The sequence below is a fragment of the Streptomyces capoamus genome (genome assembly GCF_014654935.1).
GTDB classification, from domain to species: domain Bacteria; phylum Actinomycetota; class Actinomycetes; order Streptomycetales; family Streptomycetaceae; genus Streptomyces; species Streptomyces capoamus.
Window position 1 is genome coordinate 173,271 of sequence record NZ_BNBF01000012.1, and the last position, 12,413, is coordinate 185,683.

Annotated in this window: 10 protein-coding genes; all 10 read right to left on the minus strand. The window is 72.2% G+C overall.

Translation table 11 applies throughout. The features are described from left to right. Positions 1-309 (minus strand): FtsQ-type POTRA domain-containing protein (locus IE312_RS41025; RefSeq protein WP_229900199.1); only part of this gene is annotated, 309 nt, incomplete at its 3' end. A 26-nt stretch (positions 310-335) separates the two neighbouring features. After that, positions 336-1,424, minus strand: coding sequence for an undecaprenyldiphospho-muramoylpentapeptide beta-N-acetylglucosaminyltransferase (murG, locus tag IE312_RS20460; RefSeq protein WP_189983804.1), 1,089 nt, complete (start codon positions 1,422-1,424; stop codon positions 336-338). A gap of 6 nt (positions 1,425-1,430) precedes the next feature. Next, positions 1,431-2,798 carry a putative lipid II flippase FtsW gene (gene ftsW, locus IE312_RS20465; RefSeq protein WP_189983805.1) on the minus strand — a complete coding sequence of 456 codons (1,368 nt, stop codon included), beginning with the start codon at positions 2,796-2,798 and terminating at the stop codon, positions 1,431-1,433. A gap of 68 nt (positions 2,799-2,866) precedes the next feature. After that, a complete protein-coding gene (murD, locus tag IE312_RS20470) occupies positions 2,867-4,309 on the minus strand; it encodes a UDP-N-acetylmuramoyl-L-alanine--D-glutamate ligase (protein ID WP_189983806.1) in 1,443 nt (480 codons plus the stop codon). Then, positions 4,291-5,364, minus strand: a complete 1,074-nt coding sequence (gene mraY / locus IE312_RS20475) for a phospho-N-acetylmuramoyl-pentapeptide-transferase (protein WP_189983807.1) — start codon at positions 5,362-5,364, stop codon at positions 4,291-4,293. The genes murD and mraY overlap by 19 nt, the downstream gene beginning before the upstream one ends. Continuing rightward, positions 5,361-6,767, minus strand: coding sequence for a UDP-N-acetylmuramoyl-tripeptide--D-alanyl-D-alanine ligase (locus tag IE312_RS20480; RefSeq protein ID WP_189983808.1), 1,407 nt, complete (start codon positions 6,765-6,767; stop codon positions 5,361-5,363). The genes mraY and IE312_RS20480 overlap by 4 nt, the downstream gene beginning before the upstream one ends. A gap of 4 nt (positions 6,768-6,771) precedes the next feature. Next, complete coding sequence (locus IE312_RS20485) at positions 6,772-8,427, minus strand: UDP-N-acetylmuramoyl-L-alanyl-D-glutamate--2,6-diaminopimelate ligase (protein WP_189983809.1); 1,656 nt, start codon at positions 8,425-8,427, stop codon at positions 6,772-6,774. A gap of 43 nt (positions 8,428-8,470) precedes the next feature. Then, a complete protein-coding gene (locus IE312_RS20490) occupies positions 8,471-10,435 on the minus strand; it encodes a peptidoglycan D,D-transpeptidase FtsI family protein (protein WP_306419784.1) in 1,965 nt (654 codons plus the stop codon). Between the two features lie 5 nt (positions 10,436-10,440). Further along, the gene (ftsL, locus tag IE312_RS20495) at positions 10,441-10,992 is read right to left on the minus strand and encodes a cell division protein FtsL (RefSeq protein WP_189983811.1); all 552 of its coding nucleotides are present in this window, start codon (positions 10,990-10,992) and stop codon (positions 10,441-10,443) included. A 67-nt stretch (positions 10,993-11,059) separates the two neighbouring features. Further along, positions 11,060-12,016 (minus strand): 16S rRNA (cytosine(1402)-N(4))-methyltransferase RsmH, encoded by a 957-nt coding sequence (gene rsmH / locus IE312_RS20500; protein ID WP_189983812.1) that lies wholly within the window; start codon positions 12,014-12,016, stop codon positions 11,060-11,062. Positions 12,017-12,413: the final 397 nt, after the last annotated feature.

The following is a 12,413-nucleotide window of genomic DNA, read 5'->3' on the forward strand; positions in this document are numbered from 1 at the left end:
CAACTTCCGGCGAAGCCGGGCTTCGATCCGGTCGGTGCCGACGGAGATCATCGGGTCCCCGACGGGCACGGCCGCCGCCGCGCGGACCTGCGCGGGGGTCAGCACGCGCGTGCCCGACACCGAGACGTGCTCGACGCGCAGCCACTTCGAGCCGTACAACGTCCAGGCGCCACCGGCCCCCAGGAGCACGAGGACGGCGGTCAGTACGACGATCGTACGGAGGCGCCGGTTTTTGAGCCCGCGCACGAGCGGCGGGCCGGACGACTCCTGCTGGCGTTCACCGCGCTCGGCGGTCGTCGGTCCGGCCACGCTCACTACCCTTTCGTCATACGGTCCTATCGGCGCGAGGCGATCGCCTCGTACACCATGCCGACGAGCAGGTCGTCGGCGTCCCGGCGGCCGAACTCGCTCGCCGAGCGGGACATCTCGTACAGCCGGTGCGGGTCGGCGAGCACGGGCAGCACGTTCTGCTGCACCCACTCGGGCGTCAGTTCCGCGTCGTCGACGAGGAGTCCGCCGCCGGCCTTGACCACCGGCTGGGCGTTGAGCCGCTGTTCGCCGTTGCCGATGGGCAGCGGGACGTAGGCGGCCGGCAGCCCGACGGCGGAGAGTTCGGCGACGGTCATCGCGCCCGCGCGGCAGAGCATCATGTCGGCCGCCGCGTACGCGAGGTCCATCCGGTCCAGGTAACTTACCGGGATGTAGGGGGGCATTCCCGGCATCTGCTGCACCTGCGGCAGTTCGTTCTTCGGGCCGACCGCGTGCAGGATCTGGATGCCGGCCTGCTGCAGCCACGGGGCGACCGCCTGGGTCACCTCGTTCAGCCGCCGGGCGCCCTGCGAGCCGCCGGAGACCAGCAGCGTGGGCAGGTTCGGGTCGAGGCCGAAGCGGTGGCGGGCCTCGGGGCGGACGGCGGCGCGGTCCAGCGTGGCGATGGAGCGGCGCAGCGGGATGCCGATGTAGCGGGCGTCACGCAGCTTGCTGTCCGGGGTGGAGACGGCGACCCGGGCCGCGTAGCGCGAGCCGATCTTGTTGGCCAGGCCCGGGCGGGCGTTGGCCTCGTGGATCACGATGGGCACGCCGAGGCGCTTGGCGGCCAGGTAGCCGGGCAGCGCCACGTAGCCGCCGAAGCCGACCACGCAGTCCGCCTTGGTGCGCTCCAGGATCTGCTCGGCGGCCTTGATCGTGCCGCGCAGCCGGCCCGGAACGGTGATCAGCTCGGGGGTGGGCTTGCGCGGCAGCGGCACCGCCGGGATCAGCGCGAGCTCGTAGCCGCGCTCCGGGACGAGCCGGGTCTCCAGACCGCGCTCCGTGCCCAGGGCCGTGATCCCCACGGTCGGGTCCTGCCTGCGCAGGGCGTCCGCGAGGGCGAGCGCGGGCTCGATGTGGCCGGCGGTCCCCCCACCGGCGAGTACGACATGCACCGAAATTCACCGCTCTCCGGACGAGCGCGCCGCCGAGGCACGCCGTCGCATCGTGTTCCATCTCCGAGGCCCCCGCTCGGCACCGGAGCCTCCCGCCCGCTTTCTACCAAAGCGAGGTTGCCGCATCGCAAGCGCCGCCCGCGCAGCGGGCTCGTCGCGCGCGAAGGCGATCAGCAACCCGATGGCGAACATGGTCGGCAGCAGGGCGGACCCTCCGTAGGAGAACAGCGGGAGCGGGACGCCGGCGATCGGCAGCAGGCCGAGCACCGCACCGATGTTGATCACCGCCTGAGCGGTGATCCAGGTGGTCACGCCTCCCGCGGCATACCTCACGAAGGGGTCCTCCGTGCGTCCGGCCACGCGGATACCCGCATAGCCTAGAGCCGCGAACAGGGCGAGCACCGACAGCGTCCCCGCGAGGCCCAGTTCCTCACCGGTGACGGCGAAGATGAAGTCGGTGTGGGCTTCCGGGAGTTGGCCCCATTTTTCCACACTCGCGCCGAGTCCGGAGCCGAAGAGTCCGCCGGAGGCCAGGGCGTAGATCCCGTGCACGGCCTGCCAGCAGTCGGCGACCCCCGTCTTCGGCTCGGTGGCGCCGATGCAGGCGAGGCGGGCCATCCGGTTGGGGCTGGTCTTGATCAGGGTCACACCGATCAGCGCGGCGACGGAGAGCACGCCCGCGAACAGCCGGGTCGGCGCGCCCGCGAGCCAGAGCAGGCCGAACAGGATCGCCGTGAGAATGATCGCGGTGCCCATGTCCCCGCCGAGCATGATCAGCCCGAGCAGCAGGAAGGCGACCGGGACCAGCGGCACCAGCATGTGCTTCCACTGGGTCAGCAGCTTCCTCTCCTGCTTGCGCGCGATCAGGTCCGCGCCCCACAGCACCAGCGCGAGCTTGCCGAACTCGCTTGGCTGGATCTGGAAGGAGCCGCCGAGCGAGATCCAGTTCTGGTTGCCGTTGACCGCCATCCCTATCCCGGGGATCTGCACCAGGATCATCAGGAAGACGGCGCCGGCGAGGATCGGGTAGGCCAGCGCCCGGTGCAGTTTCACCGGCATGCGGGAGGCGGCGAACAGCAGTGCGCCGCCGATGAGCGCGGCCAGGGCCTGCTTGCGGAAGAAGTACGACCCGGGCAGCGACAGCTGCAGCGCGGTGATCTGGGAGGCCGAGTAGACCATCACCAGGCCGAGCACGGTGATCAGCACGCTGCCGCCGACGATCAGGTAATAGGCGGTCAGCGGCCGGTCCCAGGCCTTCCGCGCGCGCGTGAGGAGCCGCTGGACCGGGTTCTCGCGCGGGGCCCGGGGAACGGCGGGGCGCGGACGCCGGGAGGCCCGCTGGACGGGCGGCTTTCCGGTACGGCTACTGGGCATCGGCGCCTCCGTTGCACGTCGACCGTCCCACGCGTCCCTCCGAGGGTCCGCCCGGCAGGCGGCCGGGGTCAGGCGTCGAGTTCGCGGACCGCCGCCGCGAACGCGTCACCGCGCTGGTTGTAGTTGGTGAACATGTCCATGGAGGCGCAGGCCGGGGCCAGCAGCACCGTGTCGCCGGGCTGAGCCAGCCGCTTCGCCTCCGTCACCGCCTGGAGCATCGCCCCAGTGTCGGTCCGGTCGAGGTCGACCACGGGTACTTCCGGGGCGTGTCGCGCGAGGGCGTCGCGGATCAGGGCGCGATCGGCGCCGATGAGGACCACGCCGCGAAGCCGCGCGGCCGACTTGGCGACCAGCTCGTCGAAGGTCGCGCCCTTCGCCAGACCGCCCGCGATCCATACGATCGGTTCATATGCCGCCAAGGAGGCTTCCGCGGCATGGGTGTTGGTCGCCTTGGAGTCGTCCACGTACGCGACGCCGTCGACGTCGGCGACGTGCGTGATGCGGTGGGCGTCCGGCCGGAAGGCCCGCAGGCCGTCCCGTACGGCCCGGGCGGGCACCCCGAAGGCGCGCGCCAGGGCGGCGGCGGCCAGGGCGTTGGCGATGTTGTGCGGGGCCGGCGGGTCGACGTCGGAGACCTCGGCCAGCTCCTGCGCGTTCTTGTGCCGGTCCGCCACGAAGGCGCGGTCGACCAGGATGCCCTCGACGACGCCGAGTTGGGAGGGCCCCGGCGTACCGAGGGTGAATCCGACGGCCCGGCAGCCCTCTTCGACGTCGGCCTCGCGGACGAGGTCCTCGGTGGCCTTGTCGGCGACGTTGTAGACGCAGGCGACCTTGTTTCCCTCGTAGATCCGGCCCTTGTCGCGCGCGTAGGCCTCCATGGAGCCGTGCCAGTCGAGGTGGTCCGGCGCGAGGTTGAGCACGGCCGCCGAGTGGGCGCGCAGGGAGGGCGCCCAGTGCAGCTGGTAGCTGGACAGCTCCACGGCGAGCACGTCGTAGCGCTCTTCGCCGAGGACGACGTCCAGCAGGGAGACGCCGATGTTGCCGACGGCGGCCGTGCGCAGGCCCGCCGCCCGCAGGATGGAGGCGAGCATCTGGACGGTCGTGGTCTTGCCGTTGGTGCCCGTCACGGCCAGCCAGGGGGCCGCGTCGGGGCCGCGCAGCCGCCAGGCCAGCTCCACGTCGCCCCAGACCGGCACCCCGGCCTGCTCGGCGGCACGGAACAGCGGCTTGCCGGGATGCCAGCCGGGCGCGGTGACGATCAGCTCGGTGCCCTCCGGCAGGGTCGACCCGTCGCCGAGGCGCACGGTGATGCCGAGCGCCTCCAGCTCCGCGGCCTGCTCGCGCGCGCGTGCGTCGTCGCCGTCGTTGACGACCGTGACGGTCGCCCCGCGCGCGTGCAGCACCTTCGCCGCCGGGACGCCGGAGACGCCGAGCCCGGCGACGGTGACGCGCCTGCCCTGGAAGTCGGAAGGCCCTGAGGGCACCGAGGTGGTCACTTGTCCGCTGCCCATCCCGCGTAGAAGAGGCCCAGTCCGACGATCACACAGATGCCCTGGATGATCCAGAAGCGGACCACGACCAGGACCTCGGACCAGCCCTTGAGTTCGAAGTGGTGCTGGAGCGGTGCCATCCGGAAGACGCGCTTGCCGGTGAGCCGGAAGGAGCCGACCTGGATGACGACCGACATGGTGATGAGGACGAACAGGCCGCCCATGATGGCCACCAGCAGCTCCGTGCGGGAGAGGATGGCCAGGCCGGTGAGGACACCGCCGAGGGCGAGCGAACCGGTGTCGCCCATGAAGATCTTCGCCGGCGAGGTGTTCCACCACAGGAAGCCCAGGCAGGCGCCCATCAGCGCGGAGGCGACCACGGCGAGGTCCAGGGGGTCGCGCACCTCGTAGCAGGCGCCCGGGTTGGTCAGGGTGCCCGCGTTGGCGCAGGACTCCTGGAACTGCCAGACGCCGATGAACGTGTAGGCGCCGAAGACGAGGACGGAGGCGCCGGTGGCCAGGCCGTCCAGGCCGTCGGTGAGGTTCACGCCGTTCGACATCGCGAGAATCATGAACAGCGCCCAGACCACGAACAGCACCGGGCCGATCGACCAGCCGAAGTCGGTGATGAACGACAGCTTGGTGGAGGCGGGGGTGTTGCCGCGGGCGTCGGCGAACTGCAGCGACAGCACCGCGAAGCCGATGCCGACGATCAGCTGGCCGGCCATCTTCGCCTTGGCCCGCAGACCCAGCGAGCGCCGCTTGACGATCTTGATGTAGTCGTCGAGGAAGCCGACGAGACCCATGCCGAACATCAGGCCGAGGACCAGCAGCCCGGAGTAGGTGGGCGGGTAACCGGTGATGAGCTTGCTCAGGAAGTACGCGGCGATCGTCGCCAGGATGAAGGCGATACCGCCCATGGTCGGCGTACCGCGCTTGCTGGCGTGCTCGCGCGGGCCGTCGTCACGGATGTACTGGCCGTAGCCCTTGCGGGCGAGGAGTTTGATCAGCAGCGGCGTGCCGACCAGCGTCAGGAAGAGGCCAATGACTCCTGAGAACAGGATCTGCTTCATCATCGGGCGGCAACCTCGCCCTCGGCCCCGGTCTCGGTGAGCGCCTGGGCGACGCTCTCCAGACCCACCGACCGGGACGCCTTCACGAGCACGACGTCCCCCGGGCGCAACTCGCTGCGCAACAGGTCGATCGCCGCCTGTGCGTCGGACACGTGCACCGACTCCTCACCCCACGAACCCTCGTTATATGCGCCCAGTTGCAGCCAGGAGGCCTCAATCCCCCCGACGGCGACGAGCTTGCTGACGTTGAGCCGGACGGCGAGCCGTCCGACGGCGTCGTGCTCGGCGAGCGCCTCGTCCCCCAGCTCGGCCATCTTGCCGAGCACCGCCCACGTGCGGCGCCCCTTGCCCATGGCCGCGAGCGCCCTGAGGGCGGCCCGCATGGACTCGGGGTTGGCGTTGTAGGCGTCGTTGACGATGGTCACGCCGTCCGGGCGCTCGGTGACCTCCATGCGCCAGCGGGAGAGGGAGCCCGCCTCGGAGAGCGCGGTGGCGATCTCTTCCGCGGACATGCCCAGCTCATGGGCGACGGCGGCCGCGGCGAGCGCGTTCGACACGTGGTGCTCACCGTACAGGCGCATCGTCACATCGCTTGCACCGGAGGGTGTGTGAAGGCGGAAGGCGGGCTGTCCGCTGTCCGTGAGTCGTACGTTCTCGGCGCGTACGTCCGCTTCGGCCGACTCTCCGAAAAGGACCACCTTCGCCTTGGTACGGGCGGCCATGGCCTTCACCAGCGGGTCGTCGGCGTTGAGGATCGCCGCCCCGTCCTCCGGGAGTGCCTCCACGAGTTCGCCCTTGGCCTGGGCGATCTGCTCACGCCCGCCGAACTCGCCGATGTGGGCGGTGCCGACGTTGAGCACCAGGCCGATCCTCGGCGGGGTCAGCTCGGCGAGGTAACGGATGTGGCCGATGCCGCGGGCGCCCATCTCCAGCACGAGGAACCGGGTCTCCTCGGTGGCGGACAGGGCGGTCAGCGGCAGCCCGATCTCGTTGTTGAGCGAGCCGGGCGTGAACACGGTCGGCGCCTTGCGGCGCAGCACCTGGGCGATGAGGTCCTTGGTGCTGGTCTTGCCGGCCGAGCCGGTCAGGCCGACGAGGGTCGCGCCGAGCCGGCGCACCACGTGCCGGGCGAGGGCGCCGAGGGCCGTCTGCACGTCCGCCACGACGATCGCGGGTACACCGACCGGCCGGGACGCCAGCACGGCGACCGCGCCGGCCTCGACCACCGCCCGGGCGTAGTCGTGGCCGTCCACGCGCTCGCCGACGAAGGCGGCGAACAGGCTGCCGGGCACCACCTCACGGGAGTCCCGGACGACCGGTCCCGTCACCTGCACGGACGGATCCGGTATGTCGTGCGTCTGCCCGCCGACGACTGCTGCGATCTCGGCGAGGGAGAGGGCGATCACAAGTTCATCCCTGGGTGTTCTGGATAGCTTCGCGAAGCACCTGGCGGTCGTCGAAGGGACGGACCACGCCGGCGATGTCCTGGCCCTGCTCGTGGCCCTTGCCCGCGACCAGCACGGTGTCGCCGGCCTGGGCGCGGCCCACGGCGGCGGCGATGGCGGCGGCCCGCTCCTCGAAGAGCAGCACCTCGCCGCGCTCGTGCGCGGGCACGGAGGCCGCGCCCTTGAGCATGGTCGCGAGGATCGCGAGCGGGTCCTCGGAGCGGGGGTTGTCGGAGGTCAGTACGGCCGTGTCGGCGAGCCGGGCGGCGGCGGCGCCCATCGGGGCGCGCTTGGTCTCGTCGCGGTCGCCGCCGCAGCCGAGGACGATGTGCAGCCGGCCCTTGGTGACCTTGCGCAGCGCCTTGAGCACCGACTCGACCGCGTCGGTCTTGTGGGCGTAGTCGACGACCGCGAGATAGGGCTGCCCGGCGTCGACGCGCTCCAGGCGGCCCGGCACGCCCGGGACGGCGGCGATGCCGTCGGCGGCGGTCTGCGGGTCGAGGCCGGCCGCGGCGAGGGCGACGACGGCGGCGAGGGTGTTCGCCACGTTGAACGGGCCCGGCAGCGGCGACTTGGCGTGGACGCGCTCGCCGTTCGGGCCGAGCACGGTGAACGTGGAGTCCATGGGGCCGATCTGGACGTCCTGGGCGCGCCAGTCGGCGTCGGGGTGGCCCTCGGCGGAGAAGGTGACGACCGGGACGGTCGCCTCCCGCGCGAGCCGGCGGCCGTACTCGTCGTCGGCGTTGACCACGCCGAGTTTGCTGCGCCGCGGGGTGAAGAGCTGCGCCTTGGCCCGGAAGTAGTCCTCCATGTCGGAGTGGAACTCCATGTGTTCCGGGCTGAGGTTGGTGAAGACGGCGATGTCGAAGACGCAGCCGTCGACCCGGCCGAGGACCAGGGCGTGGCTGGAGACCTCCATGGCGACCGCCTCGACGCCGCCTTCACGCATGACGGCGAACAGGGCCTGGAGGTCGGTGGCTTCGGGGGTGGTGCGCTCGGACTTGATCCGCTCGTCGCCGACGCGGATCTCCACCGTGCCGATGAGTCCGGAGCGGCGGGACGCGCCCAGGCCGCCCTCGACCAGATAGGCGGTGGTGGTCTTGCCGGAGGTGCCGGTGATGCCGATCTGGAGCAGGTCGCGGCCGGGGTGGCCGTAGATGGTGGCCGCCAGCTCGCCCATCCGTCCGCGCGGGTCCTCGACGACCAGGACGGGCAGTCCGGTCGCGGCGGCGCGCTCGGCCCCCGTGGGGTCGGTGAGCACGGCGGCGGCGCCCAGGCTCGCGGCCTGGGTGACGAAGTCCGCGCCGTGCAGACGGGCGCCCGGCAGGGCGGCGTACAGGTCGCCGGGGCGGACGGCGCGCGAGTCGTGGGTGATCCCCGTGATCCCGGCGGCGCCCTCCGGCACGGTGACACCCAGCTGGTCGGCGAGCTCCGCGAGCGAGGTGGCGGCGAGCTGCGCCGGCCGGGGCAGTCCCGGATAGGTCACGGGTTGGCCCTTCTGGGTGGTTTGGGACTGATCAGCGTGTGGCACGGCGGTGAGCGTACCGGGCGCACCCGCTCCGGAGCGAAGTGAGGGGCCGGCGGCCCCGTGGTTCCCGGCGTCGGGGGTGATCGTTGTCACGAGCTCGTTCCTGGTGTTTCCGTGCTGATCAGGGCGGCGCTGATCAGGGCTTGTACTCGACGGGCAGGTTGGCCGGCCTCGCCCCGGTCGGCGGGACCTGGAGGGTCTTCAGGGCGAACTCCATCACCTGCTTGTAGATGGGACCGCAGATCTGGCCACCGAAGTAGCTGCCCGAGGTGGCGTTCTGGATGGCGCAGTAGACCGTGATCCGCGGGTTGTCGGCGGGCGCGAACCCGGCGAACGACGAGGTGTAGCCGCGGTAGCGGCCGGTGGCCGGGTCCACGCGGTTCGCCGTGCCGGTCTTGCCCGCGACCCGGTACCCGGGGATGCGGGCCTTCACGCCGGTGCCCTGCTCGTCGTCGACGACGGACTCCAGCATCTGGGCGAGGCTCTTGGCGGTCTTGGCGCTGACGACCCGTGTCTGCCGGGGCTTCGGCGCGGGGGTGAAGCGCCCGTCGGCGCCCTTGGTGCCGCGCACCAGGGTCGGCACGACGCGGACCCCGCCGTTGGCGATGGTCGAGTACACGGACGCGGCCTGCATGGCGTTGAGGGAGAAGCCCTGGCCGAAAGGGATCGTGTACTGCTGCGAGGTGGACCACTTCTGCGGCGGCGCCAGGATGCCCGGGGTCTCGCCGGGGAAGCCGAGGCCGGTGTAACCGCCGATGCCGAACTTGCGCAGGTAGGAGTAGAGGACCTGGTTGGCCGCGGGCTGGGTCCTGCCGAGTTCGCCGGCCGCCAGGATGGTGCCGATGTTGCTGGACTTGGCGAGCACGCCGTTGAGCGTGAGGTACCAGGTGCGGTGGTCGATGTCGTCCTGGAAGAGCCGGTCGCCGCGGTGCAGCCGGTTGGGTACGACGACGTGGGTGAGCGGGGTCGCCACGTTCCGCTCCAGCACGGCCGCCATGGACATCACCTTGGCGGTGGAGCCGGGTTCGTAGGCGTCCTGGAGGGCCGCATTGCCCATGGCGTCGCCGTCGGCCTTCACCAGGTCGTTCGGGTCGAAGCCGGGCGAGTTGGCCATGGCGAGGATCTGGCCGGTGCGGGTGTCCTGGACGATGACGTAGCCGCGGTCCGCCTTGGACTTCTCCACCTGCTCGGTGATGGCGTGCTGCGCGGCCCACTGGATGTCGCGGTCGATGGTCAGCTCGACGTCGGCGCCGGGCACCGCGGGCGTCTCCGTGGAGCCGGCCGTGGGCACCTCGCGGCCGCCGGCCTGGGCGTAGCGGACCTTGCCCTCCTTGCCGGACAGCTGCTTGTCCAGCTGCTGCTCGACGCCGCCGCCGCCCTTGCCGTCGGCGTTGACCCAGCCCAGTATCCCGGCGGCCAGGTCGCCGTTGGGGTACACGCGCTGGCTGCTGGGGTCGGCGAAGACACCGGCCAGTACGTTGACGGTGGTGTGGTCGGTCTCGGCCTTGTGGGTGAGGGCGCTCTTCAGGTCCTTGATCTGCTTCCAGACCTGCGGGGTCTGCCGGGCGGCGAGCCGGGTGTAGCGGGTGTTGGGGTTCTGCGGCCGCAGTTTCCTGACGAGCGCGGCCTGGTCCTGGCCGAGGATCGGGGCGAGCAGCGCGGCGGCCCGCTCGGGGCCGTCGGCGATCTTCAGCTGCTTGGCGCCGAACATCGTCGGGTCGGCCGTGATGTCGTAGGCGTCCTCGCTGACGGCGAGCGCGACGCCGTTGCGGTCGGTGATCTCGCCGCGTTCGGCGGCCAGCGTGTGCACCACGTACCGGTTCTGTTCGGCGCGTGCCGCGTACGCGCTGGCGTCGACGGCCTGCACCTGCAGCAGCCGTACGACGAAGGCGAGCAGCACCAGCGTCAGGGCGAGGCTGACCAGGCGCAGCCGGGGCCGGGGGCTGCCGAGCCGGAGGGGGCGCGTCACCGGGGGCCGGGACCCGCCGGGCCGGCGGACCGGGCGGGCACCGGGCCCGGCCTGCCGCCGGACGGCACCTCGCGGCCGCGGAGGCTTGGCGGGCCCGGGCACCCGGCGGCGCGGTGCTTGCCTGTCGGACACTTCCGTCACCTGCCGGGGGTCGGGGTGGGGATGGGCTGGGGGAGGACGGGCGGCGCCGGGGGCGCGGGCGCGGGCGCCGCCGGGGTGCTCGGGGGCGCGGGCGGGGCCGGCGCGGTGGGCGCCGGGACGGCGGTGAGGGCGTCGGCCGGGGTCAGCGCCCCGGGGGCCGCCGGGGCGGTGAGGGCGGCCGGCTCGGGCGCGGCGCCGGGGACGCCCTTGACGGTGCCGTCGGGGCCGAGGAAGGCCGGGTCGCCGCCGGGGACCATGCCGAGTTGCCGGGCGCGGCGCTGGAGGGCGTCGGGGGACGAGAAGGCGTCGATGTCCCGCTGGAGGGCCTGCTCCTGGTCGGTGAGGTTCTTCGTCTGCTTCTGCAGGTCGGCGAGTTCGAACGAGCCCTCGCTCAGCGCCGAGTTCAGTACCAGCAGTCCGATGAGGCCGCCGCCGAGCAGCACGACGACCAGCAGGACGAACGGGGTGCGCGCCGCCTGGGCGCGGCCGGCCGGGAGGAGCCGGGTGAGCCGGGCGGCCCTCCCCTTCGGTTCGGGTTTCCTGCTCACTGCTCCCCCGGTGCGTGCGGGAAGCCGCTCCCTCGGTGCGCGGCGCCGACCCTGCGACCCGTCTCGCTCACTCGACGTCCTCCCTGATGCGCTCGGCACCCCGCAGTCTGGCCGGTGCGGCCCGGCGGTTCTCGGCGATCTCTTCCTCGGTGGGAAGTTCGGCACCGCGGGTGAGCAGCTTGAGCCGCGGCTGGTAGCGCTCCGGCACGACGGGCAGCCCGGGCGGCGCGGTGGAGGCGGCCCCGGCCGCGAACACCTGCTTGACGAGCCGGTCTTCCAGCGAGTGGTAGGACAGCACGGCGATGCGTCCGCCGACGTCCAGGGCCTTCACGGCGGCCGGGACCGCCCGCTCCAGGACCGACAGTTCGCCGTTGACCTCGATGCGCAGCGCCTGGAAGGTGCGCTTGGCCGGATTGCCGCCGGTGCGCTTGGCGGCCTGCGGCAGCGCGTCGCGGATGAGTTCGACCAGCCGCGCGCTGTTGCCGAACGGCTCCTTCTCCCGCTCCCGGACGATCGCGGCGACGATCCGCTTGGCCTGCTTCTCCTCGCCGTACGCGCGCAGGATGCGCACCAGTTCGCCGGGCGGGTAGGTGTTGAGGACCTCGGCGGCGCTGATGCCGGCGGTCTGGTCCATGCGCATGTCCAGCGGCGCGTCCTGCGCGTAGGCGAAGCCGCGGCCTGCCTCGTCCAGCTGCATGGAGGAGACGCCCAGGTCGAACAGCACGCCCCGCACGCGCGCGATGCCGAGCCGGTCGAGCACGTCGGGCAGCTCGTCGTACACGGCGTGCACCAGGGTGGCGCGGTCGCCGTAGGGAGCCAGGCGCTCCCCGGACAGGCGCAGCGCCTCCTTGTCCCGGTCGAGGCCGATCAGCCGGGCCTCGGGGAACCGGGCGAGCAGCGCCTCGCTGTGCCCGCCGAGACCGAGGGTGCAGTCGACGACCACCGCTCCGGGGCGCTCCAGGGCGGGCGCCAGCAGGTCCAGGCACCGCTGGAGCATCACCGGGACGTGTCGACTCTGGCTCAAGGGGGCCTCTCAGTTCCGGCGGGCCGTACGCACCGTCGGTCCCCCGAGCCGTACGTACGCGCCGCGCGCGCGGGGAGACTGGTCCGGGCACGCGCCGGGGTCTCCGGGGGTTTCGTCCGCGGGGAGAGACTCGTCTCCCGCTTTCGCGTCACTTTAGTCCACGCTGTCCGCTGGTCAATCAACCGGCCTGCGCGTCGTGTACCGCGGTACGGCGGGAACCGCGATTCGAGCGGATCCACCCGTTCGGCCCCGTTTCGCCCTCCCTGTGGGCCGGGTCACACCCGGTCGCGATGATGCTCTTCGTCCCCTCCCAGGGAGGCCGCAGGCCGCCGTGACCAGTAACGTCGTCGGCATGACGGACGCCCGTCCGGTGCTCCGCGTCGCCGTCCTCGCCTGC